We start from the raw sequence: 16,153 nt of genomic DNA, 5'->3' as shown, positions 1-16,153 counted from the left end.
AGCGCCCGACCGGCTGATCTTTCGCGGGCCCCGCATCCACCGGTCGGTGGATGGGACTACCTCAGGTTGGCGAGCACGGTGAGCAGCAGATAGATCGCGCCGTACCCGAGCGCGAAGACGAGGCCGGCCCCGATCCCGCGCCGGAGGCGCCGCCCGCCCGCGCCGACGACCGGACCCGAAGCCGATCCGGTCGCGGGCCCCGCGCCGGTCCCGTCCGCGCGCGGCTCCTCGACGCCGCGCACGAGGCGCGCCGCCGGATCCTCCGCGGCGACCCGGTCGTCGCGCCACCGCTCCCACTGCACGATGCGCGCATCGAGCGCCCCGAGCGCGAGCGCGAGCCGATGCCAGTCCGCCGGATCGAATGTCACGAGGTCGCCCCGGGTGCGCAGCACCATGCGGTTGTCGATGAGCTCGACGTCGAAACCGCCGACGTCGTCGATCAGCCAGGCCATCACGTCGGGGGTGAAGAGGTACAGCGCGTCGCGCTCGTAGCCCGCCGGGCAGTACAGCTCGAAATACCGGTCGAAGTCGCCCTCGAGCGACAGGATCTGCGAGCGCGCCGGGGCGGTGTACGCCGAGAGCACGGGCGCGCGATCCTGCCGGGCGCGCAGCCAGATGTTCGGTAGGGGAACCGCCAGCTCGACCTCGCAGATCCCGCTGAACTGCGCGTACCCGTCGTGGCCGGTGCGGCTCGTCAGCACCGAGTTCGCGAGCAGCACCGGGCGGCGCAGCCGGCCGACGAGCACTCGCGAGAGCTCGCGCAGCCCGCTCCGATCGGCGCCCCGCTGCGGCACCAGTCGCATCCCGTTGGCGCGTCCGAAGCGGTCGAGGCGCACGAGGTCGGCGGCCCGGGTCATCCGGCTCCGCCCGGCGGTCGTGAAGACCATCAGGATCCCCGCCGCGAGCAGCATGAGCGACAGTATCGCCGACATGCCGAGCAGCTGCGGCACCGTGTCGCCATCGCCGCTGCGCGCCTGCTGCACCATGCCGAATCCCATGGCGAACAGTCCGACCGGCATCACCACCCAGGCCACGAACGAGAACAGCCCGAATTGGAATCGCCGCGCCGGATCGTCGGCCTCGGGGACCGCGCGGCGCATCGCGACGACCTCGGCGCGCGGCGGCTTCGCGAGCAGCGCACGGGTGTCGAAACGCAGCCCGCCCTCGCGCGCCTCGCCGACCATCTCGGCGCCGGCCCAGTCGGCGGCGAGCACGCGCCGAGGCACCCCGAGCCGTCGTTCCCGCAGCGCGTGGATCCACGCGCCGACCGTCGCCGCGGGCAGCAGCGCCAGCGGCGCGATCCACTGGCCTCGTGACACGAGGGAGAGCGAGAGCGGGATCGCGATGAGACCGGGCACGCCGGCGACGAGCAGGAAGCGCGCCCAGAGCGGGCCCGGCCGCCAGCGGAACAGCGCTGCGCCGAGCACGAGGCCGAGGATCCCCATGAACGCCGTCGCGCCGGTGCCCTCCGGAGCCGCGCCCCAGGCCAGCACCGCGAAGAACAGCACCGCGACCGGCACCGCCGCCCTCCAGGCGATCCTGATGAGCTTCGCTCGATCCATCATCGCCGCCACCCTACCCGGAGGGCACGAGGGGCGCGACCGGGCCGGTCCGGGTCTGTTCGGGTCGCAGGGCTAGGCTGACGAGGTGACCGACCCTCAGAACCGCGCCCCGCAGAGCCGCCCGAGCGCTCCCGCCATCAGCACCGATCCCGCCGCGCACCCGGCGAGCTTCGCCTCCGACAACTGGGCCGGCGCTCACCCCGAGGCACTCGCCGCGCTGGCCGCCGCGAACGTCGGGCACGCGCCCGCGTACGGCGGCGACGCGTGGACGGCCCGGTTCCAGGGTCTCGCGAAGGAGCTGTTCGGCACCTCGGCCCAGGCGTACCCCGTCTTCAACGGCACGGGGGCGAACGTGCTCGCGCTGCAGGCAGCGCTCCCCCGCTGGGGCGCGGTGATCTGCGCGGCGACCGCGCACATCGCCACCGACGAGACCGGAGCTCCCGAGAAGACGGGCGGGCTCAAGCTGCTCACGGTCGAGACGTCCGACGGCAAGCTCACGCCCGAGCTCGTCGCGCAGCAGGCCTGGGGCTGGGGCAACGAGCACCGCGCTGAACCGCTCGCCGTATCGATCTCGCAGTCGACCGAGTTCGGCACCTCGTACTCCGCCGACGAGGTCGCTGCGCTCGCCGCGCAGGCGCACGCCCACGGCATGCTGCTGCACGTCGACGGTTCCCGCCTCGGCAACGCGTCCGCGTATCTGGGCACCTCCCTCGCGGCGACGACCGCCGAGGCCGGCGTCGATCTGCTGAGCCTCGGCGGCACCAAGAACGGCCTGATCGGCGCGGAGGCCGTCATCGTACTGCGGCCGGGCGCGACACCCGGCATGCCGTACCTGCGCAAGATCAACCTGCAGCTCGCGTCGAAGATGCGCTTCGCCTCCGCGCAGCTCCTGGCGCTCTACGAGGGGGACCTCTGGCACCGTTCGGCGGCGCACGCGAACGCGATGGCCGCGCGGCTCGGAGCCGGTATCGCCGCGCTCGGCGCGCAGGATCCGGGTTTCGCGCTCGCGTTCCCGGTCGAGTCGAACGGGGTGTTCGCGCTGCTACCAGCCGAGGCCGCGGCGCGGGCCCGCACGCGCTACGCTTTCTCGGAGTGGCCCGGCCGTCCCGGCCTCTTCCGGCTCATGTGCGCGTGGGACACGACGCCCGAGGACGTCGACGCACTGCTGGCGCTGCTCGCGGGGTAGCTCGCGGGGATCGCCGCGGGAGACCCCGGACGCCGAGAGCGCGACCGCGGGCGTACCCGCTCAGTCGATCGCGATCGTCCGCGTGACGCCCGCCAGCGGGCGCTGCGGCCCGAACTTCGACAGCGCGACCGAGAGCAGGAGCGCGACCGCGATCCCGATGACCGGTGGGATCCCGAAGGAGAACTGGCCCGACACCCACGCCGCGGCGCAGGCGACGACGTACACGCCGAGGTTCACCCAGTTGAAGCGCGGCAGCGCCTCTCCCTCGGGCATCTGCGTGCGCCGCCACCGGGCGAGATAGTCGCCGATGATCACGCCGCCGAGCGGCGGGATGAACGTGCCGAGCAGGCCGAGGTACTGCGGCAGGTGCTGGTGCACGCCGACGAGCGCGAGCACGGTGCCGATGACGGATCCGAAGATCACGAAGCGGGTCTTGCTCGGCCGGTTGAAGAGCTCCGCACCCGCGACGCCGAACGAGTAGGCGGCGTCGGCGTTCGACTTCCACAGGTTGCCGAACAGCAGGAACAAGCCCCAGCCGATCATGCCGAGGTTGAACAGCACGAGCACGAAGTCGCCCTCGCCGAAGGTGATCGCGCCGATCGCGCCGAAGAAGATCATGAGGCCGTTGCCGACGAGGAAGCCGACGACGCAGGCGAGCACCGCCTGGCCGCCGCTGCGGCCGAAGCGGGTCCAGTTGGGGGCCTGCGTGCCCGCCGAGACGAACGTGCCGACGACCGCGGTCACGGCGACCGCGACGGGCATCGATCCGCTCGGGTGGATCGCCGCGAGTCCAGCCCAGCCGCCGACCTCGTCGAGGGAGCGGAACATCACCCAGAAGGCGAGGATCAGGATGAGCGGCGTCGAGATGAGCGACACCCAGTACATGCCGCGGTACCCGTAGACCGCGGTCGCGCACATGAGCGCGCTGACGACGATCATCACTGCGGCCTTCGCGGCGTACGATTCCCAGCCGAACGCCTGCGCGGTCAGCTCGCCGATGGTGCCGACGACGACGCCGTACCAGCCGATCTGCGTGCCGCCGAGCAGCACCGAGGCGAGCTTCGACCCGCGGGTGCCGAGGGTGTACCGCGCCATCACGACCGTGGTGAGGCCGGTGCGGGCGCCGATCCAGCCCAGTACGGCCACGTAGGTGCCGAGCACGGCCGAGCCGAGCGCGATCACGACGAGCAGCTCGCTCAGGCCGAAGGCCTTGCCGAGCGAAGCGCCGGCCAGCATCGTCGGCGTGAAGATCGTGAAGCCGAGCAGCACCACCATGAGCGAGAAGAAGCCCTTGCGCGCGTGCTGCGGCACGGGCGTGACGGGGTAGTCGGGATCGACCGGGGCCGATCCCGCCTGCGCGTCGGTGGTCTGCTGGGTGCCGGTCGAGCCGGCGCTCACGCGCGGGCCTCGCCGGCAGCGCCCTCGAGGTCGGAGGTCTCGACGCCGATGTCTTCCGCCCAGATCTCGGGGCGCTCGCTCATCATGCGGTTCATGAGGCCGATGCACTCGGCGTCGTCGACGACGACGAGCTCGGTGCCCTTCGAGCGCAGCCACTCCTCGGAGGCCTCGAAGCTGCGGTTCTCGCCGATCACGACGCGCGGGATGTCGTAGAGGATCGCGGTGCCCGCGCACATCGTGCAGGGCGACAGGGTCGTGTAGAGCACGCTGTTGCGGTAGACGCTCGCGGGGAGGCGCCCGGCGTTCTCGAGGCAGTCGGTCTCGCCGTGACGGATCGCGCTGCCCATCTGCACCCGCCGGTTGCGCCCGACGGCGAGCACCTCGGGACCGTCGGCGCCGAAGTGCACGAGCGCGGCGCCGATGGGCACGCCGCCCTCGGCCCAGCCGATCCTCGCCTGCTCGATCGCGAGGTCGAGGAATCGGCGGTCGTCGTCATTCAGCTGCATGCATCCCATCGTACCGGCCGCGTCCGCCCCCGCCGGGCGCTCCGACGCGTCCCCGGATGCAGCAGAGCGCGATCACGGCGAAGGCCATGATGACGAAGTTGAACGGGCCCGCGAGCACGAGGAGCGCGTTCTGGGGACCGCTCGCGGCGACGTCGATACCGCCGGTCGAGAGGAAGGTGGTCGGGTCGGTCAGGCCATGGATGATGATCGGCCAGATGAGCGACCCGGTGACCCGCAGCACGAGGTACATCAGCACCCCGAATGCGAACGCGTAGCCGATGGTGAGCAGCACCGTCCCGATCGGCTGCCCGGTCAGCAGGTTGACGGAGTGCAGGAGCGCGAACAGCGCCGAGGAGATCACGGCGACGGCGAGCTCGCCGTGCCCCGCGTCGCGCAGGATCTTGACCGCGATGCCGCGCGTGAGGAGCTCTTCGGTGAAGCCGATGAGCAGGCCCGCGAGGAAGGTCAGCGGCACGACGCCTGCGGCGTACGAGCCGTAGTCGATGCCGATGAGGCGCAGCACGATCGGCAGCAGCAGGATGACGACCGCGATCCACATCCACCGACCGCCGCGGATCGGCTGCCGACCGAACAGCGCGGGGAACCAGCGCAACGAGCCGAGGAACGCCACCAGCAGGATCGCACCGACGACCAGCGGGGCGACGAGCGCGACGAGCACGCTCTGGGCGTTCGCGAACGGGTTCGGATCGACGTCCGCGCCCCAGACCGGGCCGATGAGCAGACCCGCCCCCTCGTAGAGCCCCAGGTAGACGGCGGCGGCCAGCAGCGCCTTCCACCAGCTTCCCCGGTTCCAGAACCCCGCCCAGGCACCGGTTCCGGCGCGCTCCCCCTGCTCGGCCATCGCTCTCCCCTCCGATGCGACCTCGGCGGTGAGCCGCCCGATGCGCTCAGGATAGCGAGCGCACAGGCACCGCGGCGAGCATCTGATTCGCGACGTTCCGCGCGGTTACACCCCGATCCCGCCGAAGGCGAGGCGGGCGGCGATCACGAGCATGGTCACGGCGACCACCCCGTCGAGGATCCGCCACGACTTCGGCGTCGCGAAGAATCGGGTGAGGGCGCGGGCGCCGTAGCCGATCAGGGCGAACCAGACGATGCTCGCGAGCGCCCCGCCGGCCACGAACCACCACTTGCCGGGGTCGCCCTGGGCGTTGCCGATCGACCCCATGAGCACCATCGTGTCGAGGTAGACGTGCGGGTTCAGCCAGGTGATCGCCAGGCAGGCGAGCACGGTGCGGCGCAGGGATCCCCCGCTGCCCTCGCCCGCGACGAGCACCTCGGGCCTGCGGGCGCGCTGGAACGCGGTCCAGGCGTACCAGAGCAGGAACAGCACGCCGCCCCAGCGCACGATCTCGAGCACGAGCGGCGCGCGCTCGACGACGAACCCGATCCCGGCGACGCCGGCGAACTCGAGCACGGCGTCGGTGAGCCCGCAGATGAGCACCACGGGCAGCACGTGCTCGCGGCGGATGCCCTGGCGCAGCACGAACGCGTTCTGCGCGCCGATGGCCATGATGAGCGAGAGGCCGCTGCCGATGCCGACGAGGAAGGGAAGGATCATGGAGTCGACGCTAGGGCCGTGGACGCCCGAGAATCCAATTGAGCGTGCCTCATGATTCTCATGCTGCTTCAGTTCTGCTTAAGATGCCCTCATGGACCTCCCCGTCGAGCACCTGCGTACCTTCGCCGCGATCGTCGACGAGGGCAGCCTCGAGGGGGCGGCACGGCAGCTGCACGTCACGCCTTCGGCCATCAGCCAGCGGCTCAGCGGCATGGAGCGCCGCACCGGGTCCGTGCTGCTGCAGCGCACGCGGCCCATCGCGGTGACCGAGGCCGGCACCGCGGTGCTGCGGGCCGCGCGCCAGTTGGAGCGCATCGTCGACGACGTCGCGCGCGAACTCTCGGGCGGGCCGACGGGCGGCACCGCGATCCCGCTGGTGGTGAACGCCGACTCGCTCGCGACCTGGGTGGTGCCCGCGCTCGCCCGGGCTGCGCGCGAGACCGACGCGCGCTTCGAGGTGCTGCGCGCCGACGAGACCGTCTCGACCGAGCTGCTGCGCCGCGGCGCGGCGATGGCGGGGCTCACGTCGACCAAGGAGGCGGTGCCCGGGTGCAGCTCGACGCGGGTGGTCGTGGATCGCTACCTCGCCGTGGCGGCGCCGGAGTTCGCCGCGGAGCACTTCGCGGGCGGCCTCACCGCCGAGGCGCTGCGGGTGGCGCCGCAGATCGAGTTCGATCGGCACGACGTGTTCCAGCAGCGCTTCATCCGCCGGCACACCCGCGCGCCCCTCAGCCCGCCCCGGCACTTCATCCCGTCGTCGGCCGAGTTCCTGCACGCCATCGAGCTCGGCATGGGCTGGGGCATGGTGCCCGAGCTGCAGTGCCGTGACGCGATCGCCGACGGGCGCGTGGTCGAGCTCGACCCCGGCAGGCCGGTCGCCCTGCCGCTCTACTGGCAGCGCTGGAACCTGCGCTCCCCCGTGCTCGACCGGCTGAGCGCGATCATCGCGGAGGAGGCCGCGGCGGCGCTCGGATCTCAGGCGGGCACCGCACCGGGCACCGCAGGGCCGGCTCGCACCGCCCGATAGCCTGAACCCATGGTCGGGGTGCTCGAGGGATTCGCGCTGATCCTCGGTGTCATCGGCATCGGATACCTGGCGGGCCGCTTCGGCGTGGTGCGCGGCGAGCAGCGGCTCACGCTCAACCGGGTCGCGTTCTTCGTCGCGACGCCCGCGCTCATGTTCACGGTGCTCCACCGGAGCGACATCTCGGTGCTGCGCTCCCCCGTGATCCTCGTCACGACCGTCGCTGCGCTCGTCGTCGCGGCGGCGTTCATCGTGATCTCGCGCGTCTGGTTCCCGCGGGACCTCGCCACGACCACGCTCGCCGCTACGGGCTCCGGCTACGTCAACTCCAACAACCTCGGCCTCCCGGTCGCCGTCTACATCCTCGGCGACGCCGCCTACGTGGCACCGCTCATCATCGTGCAGCTCGCGCTCTACGCGCCCGTGATCCTCTCGATCCTCGATTCGACCCGCACCGGTCGCGCACCGGGGTCGGGCGCTCGTGGGGTGCTGCGCGCCGTCGGCCGCGCGTTCACCAACCCGATCGTGGTCGCCTGCCTCGCAGGCGTCCTGTGCGCGCTGTTCGCCGTACCCGTGCCGAAGCTCGTGCTCGCGCCGCTCGAGATGATCGGCGGCGCCGCGATCCCGATGGTGCTGCTGAGCTTCGGCATCTCGCTGCACGGGCAGCGGGCGCTGCAGCCCGGCACCGGCGTGCGGGTCACGCTGACCGCGACGGCGCTCAAGGTGCTCGCGATGCCGCTCGTCGCGTGGGGGCTCGGCACCGCGATCGGGCTTCCGCCCCACCAGCTCTTCGTCGCGACGGCGATCGCGGCGCTGCCGACCGCGCAGAACGTCTACAACTACGCCGCCACCTACGGGAAGGCCGAGACGATCGTGCGCGACATCGTGTTCGTCACGACGTTCGCCTCGCTGCCCGTCATCGCGCTGATCGCGTGGCTGCTCGGCGACGCTACGCCATGACGAAGCCGGTGATCAGGTAGGCGATGAAGGTGAGCGCTCCGGCGAGACCCGCGTAGGGCAGGATCGCCGTCATCAGGTTGACCGGCTTCACCCCGACGGAGCGCGAGGCGAGGATGATGCCGTCGCCGTACAGGCAGGTGGTCGATCCGAACGCCGCACCCGAGAACACGGCCGCGCCCGCGAGGATCGGATCCACGCCCATCGCGATGGCGAGCGGCAGCACGATCGGGGTGATGACCGCCGCGAGGTCCCAGAACGAGCCGGTCGCGTAGGCGTAGATGCCGCACACGAGGAACACGATCGCGGGGAGCAGCGCGCCCGTCATGAGCGGCTGCGTGACCTCGATCACCCAGTCGACGAGCTTCAGGTCCATGTTCATGTGCTGCACCATGAAGGCGAGCACCGACAGCACCATCACGAACATCATGCTCGCGATGCCCTCGAAGGCCTGGTCGAGCACCTTGCGGAACGTGAGGCGGCGCTGGATCAGCGCGATGACGATCGCCACGACGAGCGCCGCGGCCGATCCCTTGACGATGTCGATACCGCTCGCGATGGTGACGGCGACGAGCGTGGCGATGGGGATCAGGAACGCGAACGGCAGCGGTCGGCTCGGGGCCTCGCCCTGCATCCCCGCCTGCTCGAAGGCGCGCTCCTCGTCGGTGGTGTTGGCGGGCAGAGTGTCGCCCGTCTCGCGCGCCCGGCGCACGTCGGCGCGCAGGGTGCCCACCGCGGGCAGCACGCCCAGGGCGAGCAGCAGGCCGATGATCAGGGCGATCCAGCCGAAGAACACGAACGGCAGGCCCTGGATGTAGGCGCCCATGCCGCTGCCGCCGACGGTCACACCGTCCTTCTCGAGCAGCGCGGCGAAGAACACGGCCCAGGTGGAGAAGGGGATGAGCACGGCGATCGGCGCCGACGTCATCTTGATGATGCTGCCGAGCATGGTGCGCGGCACCCCGTAGCGGTCGGTGACCGACTTCATGGAGGTACCGACCGTGAGCGCGTTCAGGTAGTCATCGATGAACAGCACGATCGTGAGCAGCCAGGTCGCGACGAGCGAGCGGCGGCGCGAGTTCACGAAGCGCTCGGCCCACAGCGCGAAGTCGCGCACGGCGCCGGAGGCGTTGAACACGGCGATCAGCATGCCGAAGAGCGCGACGACGAGCAGCAGCCACTGCACCGTCTCGTCGTTCATCGAGGTGCCGAAGTAGCCGATCCACGAATCGACGAAGCCGAAGCCGCTGAGCAGCAGCGCACCGACGACGGTGCCGCAGAAGAGCGCGAGCAGGGTGCGGCGGGTGAAGACCGACACGAGCAGGATCGTGACGATCGGCAGGAGGGCGAGAGCGGTGTTCTGCATCTGAGGGGTGTTCCGTTCGGGCTACTCGGCGCGCGCGGCCGAGGTCGGGGCGTCGTCGCGGACGCCGGCGAGGTAGGTGGTGGCGACGGGGAGGTTCCGGATCTCGTCGCCGGAGACGAGCGCGGGATCCTCCTCCCAGACCGCGAGATCGGCGTGGGCGCCCTCGCGGATCACGCCGAGGTCGTCGTCGCCCTGCGCGAGGGCGGCGCCGCGGGTGTAGCCGTGGAGCGCCTCGAGCGCGGTGAGGCGCTCCTCGGGCTCGTACACGTGCGCGTCGCGATCGCCGGGCGTGCGGCGCAGCATCGCCCACGCGAGGCCGACGCGGACGTCGAGCTCGGCGATCGGCCAGTCGGAACCGAGCGCGAGCGGGGCGCCGGCGCGCAGCACCGATCCCGCGTTCCACGCCTGCTTCGCGCGCTCCGGGCCGAGGCGCTCCGACCAGGCATCGCTGCCGTCGGGGATCCGCCACTGCATGTGCATGAGCTGCATCGACGCCGTGACGCCCGTGGCGGCGAGGCGCGCGATGTCGCGGGGGTCGAGGCATTCGAGGTGCTCGATCCGATGCGTCGGTCGGCCCGCGGCACGCAGCCCCGCCGCCTCGTAGGCCGAGATCGTCTCGCCCACGGCACGGTCGCCGATCGCGTGCGTCGCGATCTGGAATCCGGCCGCGGTGAACTCGGCGACCGTGCGCACGAACGCGTCGTGGTCGGCCCAGAACGGGGTCGTGCCCTCGCCGTGGGTGTCGGGCTCGTAGAGCCAGCCGGTGCCCGAGTCGATCACGCCGTCGGCGTAGAGCTTGATCATGCCGCCGCGCCAGCGGTCGCCGCCGCGGTCGCGCTGGGCCATGAGGCGGGCCCGTTCCTCGGCGTCGGCCGCGGGCTTCACGTCGACCGCGCTCACGATCCGCACCGGCAGTCCCGATCCGGTCGTGTCGAGCGCCTCGAGCAGGTCGAGGGTGCCGGTGTTGCCGTCCATGATCGCGCCGCCGGTGAGGCCCGAGCGGCGCATGAGCGCGAGGGTGTGCCGCGCGGTGTCGAGCGTCTCCTCGCGGCTCGGCTTCGGGATCACGGCCAGCACGTCGGCGTAGGCGCTCTCCTCGCGCAGCTCGCCCGTGGGGCGACCGTCGGCGTCGACCACGATCTCGGAAGTGTCGTCGAAGGTGCGGGCGCCCGTGATGCCGGCGGCGGCGAGGCCCGCGGTGTTGACCAGGGCGGTGTGCACGTCGAAGAAGTAGAGCAGGGCGGGCACGTCGCCGAGCGCCTCGTCGATGGTCGCCGCGGCGATGCGCACGCCCTCGAAGGCGGCGTAGTCCAGGTTCCAGGCGCGCACCCAGCCGCCGACGGTCTCGCGCCGTACGCGCGCGGCTTCTTCGCGCAGCCGATCGAGCACGACTCGCAGGTCGGTGAGGCCGCCGAGGTCGACGCCCTGCACGATGTCCACGCCCTGGATCGGGTGCAGGTGCGCGTCGATGAGGCCGGGCGTGATGGTGCGACCGGCCGCGTCGTCGATGCGGGTGCCCGCACCCCGGAACGCCTCCCGAACCGCGTCGGCGGCGCCGACGCCGACGATCCGGCCGTCGGCGATCGCGATGGATCGGGGAGTTCCCCCGTCGAGGTCGCCCGGCAGCATGGTGCGCACGCGCGCACCCTCGATGATGATGTCCGCAGTCCTCGTCGACACGTCTCTCCTCGCCCGTCGTCGCGTGAGCGGCGTCGCGGTCCGCTTCGCCGGGATTAATTTACGATGATTCAATTAATTGTGCAAGCGGGAGCCGCCGCTCCCGCTGCACGGATCTGGGAGGATCGAGGGCATGAGCGAATCGGAGGGCCCCACGCGCCGCGTCGGCCGACCGCGCACCGCCGTGCTCTCGCACGAGCGAATCCTGGAGGCGGCCTTCGAGCTGGCCGACGCCAACGGGCCCGAGTTCTCGCTCGCGTCCCTCGCCCGCAGGCTCGGCGTGCAGCCCTCCGCCCTGCACCACTACTTCCCCACCAAGGCCGCGCTCATCGCCGCCATGCGCGGCCAGATCACCCTGCGCCTCGGCACCCACGGTTTCGACGAGCAGCCCTGGTACGAGGCGATCCTGCCGTGGGCGCGCGCCTCGATCGAGGCCTTCGGCCGGCACCCGGGCCTCATCGCCGCCCTCGCCACCCTGCCGATCGACGGCGAGCCCGAATCCATCGCGGACTACGAGCGGATCGTCGCCGCGCTCGAGCGCGACGGCTACCCGTCCGACCTGATCGTGCCCGCGCTCGTCGCCCTCGAATCCTTCATCATCGGTTCGGCGCTCGACGGCCTCACACCGCCCGACAACCTGCGCCCGGTGCACGAGCCCGAGCGCTCCCCGGCGCTGCTGCGCACCGAGGCGGCAGCGCGCGCGGCGGCCTCGGCGGCGGGGATCACCCCCGCGCAGCGCACCTTTGAGTTCGGTCTCCGAGCGCTCGTGGCGGGCCTCCGCGCCGTCGGCGATGCAGGCGCCGAGCCCCGCACCACCGACGCGGACGCGCCGGCGTCCCGGGGAATTTCCGGGTAATCCTCCGTCATAGACGGGAATAGCGCGCCGGAATGGGGTGTTCTGTTCTTCCGGCGCCGATGAAGCCGCGCCCCGGACCACGGGCGGCGCAGCCGCGTCGCATGCGATCCGCCCACCCGATCCCGCTTGGAGACCTCATGACCCCGCGTACCGCAGAGACCAGCGCCCCCGTGCTCGACACCATCGCCGAACGCTGGAGCCCCCGCTCCTTCGTCGTCGACCACGCACTCCCCGAGGGCGCGCTGCGCGGCGCGCTCGAGGCCGCCCGCTGGGCGCCGAGCGCGAGCAACACCCAGCCGTGGCGCTTCATCGTCGCCCGCCGCGGCAGCGAGAGCTTCGAGAAGATCCGCGAGAACCTGATGGGCTTCAACCAGGCCTGGGCCGGCTCCGCATCGGCGCTGATCGTGAACATCGCCGAGACCGTGACCGCCGAGGGCGACGAGCGCCCCTGGGCCGTCTACGACCTCGGCCAGGCCGTGGCGCACTTCGCCGTGCAGGCGCACAGCGAGGGCCTCCACGTGCACCAGATGGGCGGCTTCGACCGCGATGGGATCCGCGCGGCCTTCGACCTGCCCGAGCGCCTGCAGCCGATCTCCGTCGCCGCCGTCGGCCAGCTCGCCGATCCCGAGCAGCTGCCCGAGCCGCTGCGCGAGCGCGAGGTCGCCCCGCGCCAGCGCATCGAGCTCGACGAGCTCGTGATCCGCAACGACTGATCGCGCGTCGTCGAACGGGGTCGTACCGGCTGCGCCGGTGCGGCCCCGTTTTCGTTCTGCGAGTGCCGCGCTGCGGCGGCCGTCAGTCGTCGGTGTCGGCCGTGAATACGTCGTCGCCGTCGCTGAGCCGCAGCGCAGTGATGAGCTCGCTCGCGTGCGAGGTCGACAGGATCACCCGGGCGAAGTCGTCGTACTCGGCGACCCAGCCGGGCTCGGTCTCGGCTCCGTCCGGCGCGTCGAGGTCGATCACGATCGCCGGACGCCCGCTACGCGCCACGACGAAGTCGCGGCCGCCGAGGCTGCGCCAGGTGCCGAGCGCGAGACGTCGCGGCAGGTGGGCGCCGAACGCGCGGACACCGCGCAGCCACACCCACGGGTCATCGGTGATGACCGCCGACGTGATCGCCTCGCGGCTGATCACCACGTCGCGCCGACGCAACGCCAGCGCCCGCTCGGACGCCGTCAGACGGACGACCACGCGGTCCGGGTGCACCTCGATTCTCGCCATGGCTTCGAGTCTGCCCCGGATTCCGCCCGAAGGCCAGGGGGCGCGCAGCGCAGCGGGAGAACCGAGCCCGTCGACACCCTAGGCGCCCGGCAGTTCGAGGTGCAGGATCGGGTACGGGCGTCCGTCGCCGTCGAGCTCGCTGCGCCCGACCTGCACGAAGCCCCGGCTCCGGTAGAAACCGTGCGCAGCAGGGTTCTGCTCGTTCACGTCGACGCGGCGCACCCCCTGCTCGGCGAGCACGTGCGCGAGCAGGGCGCTGCCGACCCCCGCACCGCGCGCCGCGTCGTCGACGAAGAGCATCTCGAGCCCACCGTCGAGCGTGCCCGCGAATCCGACCGGGCGGCCGTCCCGCTCGGCGACCGTCAGCGCGACGGCCGGGAAGTAGTCGGATGCGAGCGCCTGCTCGATCCGTGCGAAGTCCGCATCGTCGAGGAAGTTGTGCGTCGCTCGGACCGCGCTGCGCCAGATCGCGACGAGCGCTGGGTACTCGGCGGGGCCGTGATCGGGACGGATCTCGAGGGCAGCGGACGAATCGGACACGGGACGATCCTGGCCGGTTTCGAAGGGCGCGTCAAACCCGGCGCCGAGCCGTGATGCGACTCAGTCGAGCATGTCGCTCTGATCGATGACGGACTCGACCGTCTCGATCAGGGCGCGCTTGAGCTCCGAGCGCTCGTGCGCCGGATTGTGCAGCAGGCCCGCGGCGATCGCCTCGGGATGCGTATGCGGGCCGACGCAGGCCACGATCGTATCCTCCGGCAGGTTCGGGAACTGCTCCGCGACCTCGCGGGCGATCTTCGCCGACGCGACGAGCAGGGCGTTGATGCGACCGGACTCCACGTCCTCGCGCGTGTGCACGGACGCCGGGATGCCGATGGTGCGGAACGCCACCACCTGGGTGACGTCGTGACCGCGGCCGATGAGGCCCTCGGTCAGCACCGGCTTCGCGACGTCGGAGCGCAGGGTCAGCACGCGCAGCACGTCGCCCTCGTCGATCTCGGGCCACACCTCGAGCAGGCCGGCGGTGGTGTTGTTCTCCTCGCTCGGCGTGCGGCTCACCTGGTAGCCGGCATGCTCGAACGCGGCGGCCGTCGCCTCGCCGACCACGGCGACGCGCGTGCTCGCGGGGATGACGGTGTGGTGGTACGCCAGCACATCGACCACGGTCGAGCTGGTCGCGGTGATCCAGTCGTAGTGGCCTGCTTCGAGGAGCTTCAGCGCCTCGACGAGCTTCTCCTCCTCGCTCGTGTGAGCGAAGTCCACGAGCGGAGCGACCACGGGGCTCGCGCCCTGCTCTCGGAGCGCCCGAGCGACCAGGTCACCCCACGTTCCACCGCGGGGGACGAGCACTCGGAGTCCGCTGAGCGGTTTCGCATCAGACGTCATACGCTCCACTCACTCCGAACAAACCTTCTGGCCCCCTCCTGAAGCCGGCCCCGAAAGACCGACCGCGCGCCCCTATTCTTACCCCGGCTCGACCGGAAGGCAAAACCGAGCGGTTCCGAACCCCGAACGCAATGCAAACGTGATCCGGGGCGGTTGACGGTGCCGCGACCCCGCGGCTACCTTACGCCGACCGGAATCAGCGCAGCGACTTCGAGATCGCCTTGGCCACGCCCCACACCGCGAGGCCCGCCACCGCGGCGACCGCCGCGACGCCCGCGACGAACACGAGCGGACGCTCCCGCCGTTCCTCCGCGATGCGGACCTTGGCGCGCTCCGCCGCATCGTCGATGCGCTGCGCGTAGTCGAGACGGTCGCGCAGCTGCGCGAGCGTCGTGTACAGCTCCTCGCGCGCGACCGCGGCCTCCTCGATCCCGGGGTGCTGCTTCTCGCTCATCGCCAGTTCCCTTCTTCGCCGGGCTTCGGCATCGACGGCGCTCGGGGCGCACGATCGGTCTGCGGCGCCTGCGGCGCGGCTGACGCGTTGAATCGGACCTCGCTCATGGCACCGAGATCCTCCTCGACCCGACCGATCGCATCCTCGGGCACGGGGATCCCCCGTTTGATGAGCGCGATGCCCGCGAAGATCGCGGCCGCGGCGAGCAGCACGAGGCCGACACCGACGACGAGCGCCGAGAGCCAGACCGGCCAGACGGTCGCGATGCCGGCGATCGCCGCAGCGACGAACGCCGCAATGGCCCAGAAGAGGAAGAAGAGCGCCACGACGATCGCGAGCGCACCGATGCCGCCGCGCTTCGCCTTCTGCGCGATCTCCCGCTTCGCATTCTCGTACTCGAGCCGCGCCAGCGTGACCACCTGCTGCGGCAGCTTGGCCAGCAGTTCGAAGGTGCCGGCCTGGTCGCTGCGGCGGCCCATCACTCGCCCTGCCCCGCGTTGCTGCGCTTCGTGCTCTTCGACCCGGAGCTCCTCGACGTGGAGCCCTTCGACGACGCCCCATTGGACGACGAGCTCTTCGACGCGGAGCTCTTCGCGGGCGAGCTCCCGGACTTCTTCGGCGTGGGAGCCGTGGTCCGCTTCTCGGCCGGAGCGGCTTCCTCCGCCCGCGCAGCCGAACGCTCGGAAGCGGTTCGCGGCTGCGCACCGCCCGCGGCTGCGCGCCCGACGCTGCTGAACACGTCGGCCACGACGCGGCGGGCGAAGAGCTTCGCCTCTTCCGCGCGCTCGTCGACGGCGCCGCGCACCATCTCGACGCCGCGCTGCACCGGGGGCGTGTTCCACACGGTCTGGGCCCCGCGCTTGATCTGCTCGTAGCGTTCGCGCCCGGCGCGCGTGCCGAGCACGTAGCCCACAGCAGCTCCGAGGACGAATGCGATCTTGCCCTTCACGATTTCCTCCAGACTTCGGTGCCGGCGCA

General features: G+C 71.7%; 18 protein-coding genes. 5 read left to right on the top strand and 13 right to left on the bottom strand.

The genetic code is table 11. The features are described from left to right. Nucleotides 1-56: 56 nt before the first annotated feature. Nucleotides 57-1,565, bottom strand: coding sequence for an NnrS family protein (locus BMH31_RS06225; protein ID WP_143469796.1), 1,509 nt, complete (start codon nucleotides 1,563-1,565; stop codon nucleotides 57-59). A 133-nt stretch (nucleotides 1,566-1,698) separates the two neighbouring features. On the opposite strand from BMH31_RS06225, the gene BMH31_RS06220 reads away from it, so the two are divergent. Then, nucleotides 1,699-2,748 (top strand): beta-eliminating lyase-related protein, encoded by a 1,050-nt coding sequence (locus BMH31_RS06220; RefSeq protein ID WP_099723327.1) that lies wholly within the window; start codon nucleotides 1,699-1,701, stop codon nucleotides 2,746-2,748. A gap of 60 nt (nucleotides 2,749-2,808) precedes the next feature. On the opposite strand, the gene codB is transcribed toward BMH31_RS06220, so the two are convergent. From codB to BMH31_RS06200, 4 genes are all read right to left on the bottom strand, one after another. After that, nucleotides 2,809-4,146 (bottom strand): cytosine permease, encoded by a 1,338-nt coding sequence (codB, locus tag BMH31_RS06215; protein ID WP_099723276.1) that lies wholly within the window; start codon nucleotides 4,144-4,146, stop codon nucleotides 2,809-2,811. Further along, complete coding sequence (locus tag BMH31_RS06210; RefSeq protein WP_099723277.1) at nucleotides 4,143-4,652, bottom strand: nucleoside deaminase; 510 nt, start codon at nucleotides 4,650-4,652, stop codon at nucleotides 4,143-4,145. Before BMH31_RS06210 ends, codB begins: the two co-directional genes overlap by 4 nt. Then, nucleotides 4,639-5,514, bottom strand: a complete 876-nt coding sequence (locus tag BMH31_RS06205; RefSeq protein ID WP_099723278.1) for a CPBP family intramembrane glutamic endopeptidase — start codon at nucleotides 5,512-5,514, stop codon at nucleotides 4,639-4,641. The genes BMH31_RS06210 and BMH31_RS06205 overlap by 14 nt, the downstream gene beginning before the upstream one ends. Nucleotides 5,515-5,619: 105 nt before the next feature. After that, the gene (locus BMH31_RS06200) at nucleotides 5,620-6,234 is read right to left on the bottom strand and encodes a LysE/ArgO family amino acid transporter (protein ID WP_099723279.1); all 615 of its coding nucleotides are present in this window, start codon (nucleotides 6,232-6,234) and stop codon (nucleotides 5,620-5,622) included. A gap of 91 nt (nucleotides 6,235-6,325) precedes the next feature. Here BMH31_RS06200 and BMH31_RS06195 point away from each other — a divergent pair, with 91 nt between their 5' ends. Beyond that, the gene (locus BMH31_RS06195; RefSeq protein WP_099723280.1) at nucleotides 6,326-7,261 is read left to right on the top strand and encodes a LysR family transcriptional regulator ArgP; all 936 of its coding nucleotides are present in this window, start codon (nucleotides 6,326-6,328) and stop codon (nucleotides 7,259-7,261) included. A 9-nt stretch (nucleotides 7,262-7,270) separates the two neighbouring features. Next, a complete protein-coding gene (locus tag BMH31_RS06190; protein ID WP_099723281.1) occupies nucleotides 7,271-8,218 on the top strand; it encodes an AEC family transporter in 948 nt (315 codons plus the stop codon). Here BMH31_RS06190 and BMH31_RS06185 read toward each other — a convergent pair. Both BMH31_RS06185 and BMH31_RS06180 read right to left on the bottom strand, forming a co-directional pair. Next, nucleotides 8,208-9,581 carry a TRAP transporter large permease subunit gene (locus BMH31_RS06185; protein WP_099723282.1) on the bottom strand — a complete coding sequence of 458 codons (1,374 nt, stop codon included), beginning with the start codon at nucleotides 9,579-9,581 and terminating at the stop codon, nucleotides 8,208-8,210. The two genes, BMH31_RS06190 and BMH31_RS06185, sit on opposite strands and share 11 nt — an antisense overlap. A gap of 21 nt (nucleotides 9,582-9,602) precedes the next feature. After that, nucleotides 9,603-11,261: an amidohydrolase gene (locus BMH31_RS06180; protein ID WP_241898168.1), complete on the bottom strand. Its 1,659-nt coding sequence runs from the start codon at nucleotides 11,259-11,261 to the stop codon at nucleotides 9,603-9,605. A 130-nt stretch (nucleotides 11,262-11,391) separates the two neighbouring features. Here BMH31_RS06180 and BMH31_RS06175 point away from each other — a divergent pair, with 130 nt between their 5' ends. After that, complete coding sequence (locus BMH31_RS06175) at nucleotides 11,392-12,114, top strand: TetR/AcrR family transcriptional regulator (protein ID WP_099723283.1); 723 nt, start codon at nucleotides 11,392-11,394, stop codon at nucleotides 12,112-12,114. Between the two features lie 137 nt (nucleotides 12,115-12,251). Then, complete coding sequence (locus BMH31_RS06170) at nucleotides 12,252-12,827, top strand: nitroreductase family protein (protein WP_099723284.1); 576 nt, start codon at nucleotides 12,252-12,254, stop codon at nucleotides 12,825-12,827. Between the two features lie 82 nt (nucleotides 12,828-12,909). Here BMH31_RS06170 and BMH31_RS06165 read toward each other — a convergent pair whose 3' ends face one another. The 6 genes from BMH31_RS06165 to BMH31_RS15540 all read right to left on the bottom strand — a co-directional run bounded on the left by BMH31_RS06165 (nucleotide 12,910) and on the right by BMH31_RS15540 (nucleotide 16,124). Further along, complete coding sequence (locus tag BMH31_RS06165; RefSeq protein WP_099723285.1) at nucleotides 12,910-13,335, bottom strand: hypothetical protein; 426 nt, start codon at nucleotides 13,333-13,335, stop codon at nucleotides 12,910-12,912. 78 nt (nucleotides 13,336-13,413) lie between these two features. Further along, the gene (locus BMH31_RS06160; RefSeq protein ID WP_099723286.1) at nucleotides 13,414-13,875 is read right to left on the bottom strand and encodes a GNAT family N-acetyltransferase; all 462 of its coding nucleotides are present in this window, start codon (nucleotides 13,873-13,875) and stop codon (nucleotides 13,414-13,416) included. Nucleotides 13,876-13,935: 60 nt separating this feature from the next. After that, the gene (locus BMH31_RS06155) at nucleotides 13,936-14,721 is read right to left on the bottom strand and encodes a uroporphyrinogen-III synthase (RefSeq protein ID WP_046455163.1); all 786 of its coding nucleotides are present in this window, start codon (nucleotides 14,719-14,721) and stop codon (nucleotides 13,936-13,938) included. 196 nt (nucleotides 14,722-14,917) lie between these two features. Continuing rightward, complete coding sequence (locus tag BMH31_RS06150; RefSeq protein WP_241898167.1) at nucleotides 14,918-15,175, bottom strand: hypothetical protein; 258 nt, start codon at nucleotides 15,173-15,175, stop codon at nucleotides 14,918-14,920. Further along, entirely contained in the window at nucleotides 15,172-15,654 is a 483-nt protein-coding gene (locus BMH31_RS06145; RefSeq protein WP_046455161.1) for a phage holin family protein, read from the bottom strand. Before BMH31_RS06145 ends, BMH31_RS06150 begins: the two co-directional genes overlap by 4 nt. Beyond that, nucleotides 15,654-16,124 (bottom strand): YtxH domain-containing protein, encoded by a 471-nt coding sequence (locus BMH31_RS15540; protein ID WP_099723287.1) that lies wholly within the window; start codon nucleotides 16,122-16,124, stop codon nucleotides 15,654-15,656. The genes BMH31_RS06145 and BMH31_RS15540 overlap by 1 nt, the downstream gene beginning before the upstream one ends. Nucleotides 16,125-16,153 lie beyond the last annotated feature (29 nt).

The sequence above is a fragment of the Leucobacter sp. OLIS6 genome, from assembly GCF_002752355.1.
Taxonomy (GTDB): Bacteria; Actinomycetota; Actinomycetes; order Actinomycetales; family Microbacteriaceae; genus Leucobacter.
The sequence above is the reverse complement of the archived record's forward strand: the minus strand, read 5'-3'. Positions and strand labels throughout refer to the sequence as shown.

Bases quoted from the DNA above. Each gene is read 5' to 3' on its own strand.
- BMH31_RS06225 (WP_143469796.1), bottom strand. From the start codon at position 1,565: ATGATGGATCGAGCGAAGCTCATCAGGATCGCCTGGAGGGCGGCGGTG.
- BMH31_RS06210 (WP_099723277.1), bottom strand. From the start codon at position 4,652: ATGCAGCTGAATGACGACGACCGCCGATTCCTCGACCTCGCGATCGAG.
- BMH31_RS06205 (WP_099723278.1), bottom strand. From the start codon at position 5,514: ATGGCCGAGCAGGGGGAGCGCGCCGGAACCGGTGCCTGGGCGGGGTTC.
- BMH31_RS06200 (WP_099723279.1), bottom strand. From the start codon at position 6,234: ATGATCCTTCCCTTCCTCGTCGGCATCGGCAGCGGCCTCTCGCTCATC.
- BMH31_RS06195 (WP_099723280.1), top strand. From the start codon at position 6,326: ATGGACCTCCCCGTCGAGCACCTGCGTACCTTCGCCGCGATCGTCGAC.
- BMH31_RS06190 (WP_099723281.1), top strand. From the start codon at position 7,271: ATGGTCGGGGTGCTCGAGGGATTCGCGCTGATCCTCGGTGTCATCGGC.
- BMH31_RS06185 (WP_099723282.1), bottom strand. From the start codon at position 9,581: ATGCAGAACACCGCTCTCGCCCTCCTGCCGATCGTCACGATCCTGCTC.
- BMH31_RS06175 (WP_099723283.1), top strand. From the start codon at position 11,392: ATGAGCGAATCGGAGGGCCCCACGCGCCGCGTCGGCCGACCGCGCACC.
- BMH31_RS06170 (WP_099723284.1), top strand. From the start codon at position 12,252: ATGACCCCGCGTACCGCAGAGACCAGCGCCCCCGTGCTCGACACCATC.
- BMH31_RS06165 (WP_099723285.1), bottom strand. From the start codon at position 13,335: ATGGCGAGAATCGAGGTGCACCCGGACCGCGTGGTCGTCCGTCTGACG.
- BMH31_RS06155 (WP_046455163.1), bottom strand. From the start codon at position 14,721: ATGACGTCTGATGCGAAACCGCTCAGCGGACTCCGAGTGCTCGTCCCC.
- BMH31_RS06150 (WP_241898167.1), bottom strand. From the start codon at position 15,175: ATGAGCGAGAAGCAGCACCCCGGGATCGAGGAGGCCGCGGTCGCGCGC.
- BMH31_RS06145 (WP_046455161.1), bottom strand. From the start codon at position 15,654: ATGGGCCGCCGCAGCGACCAGGCCGGCACCTTCGAACTGCTGGCCAAG.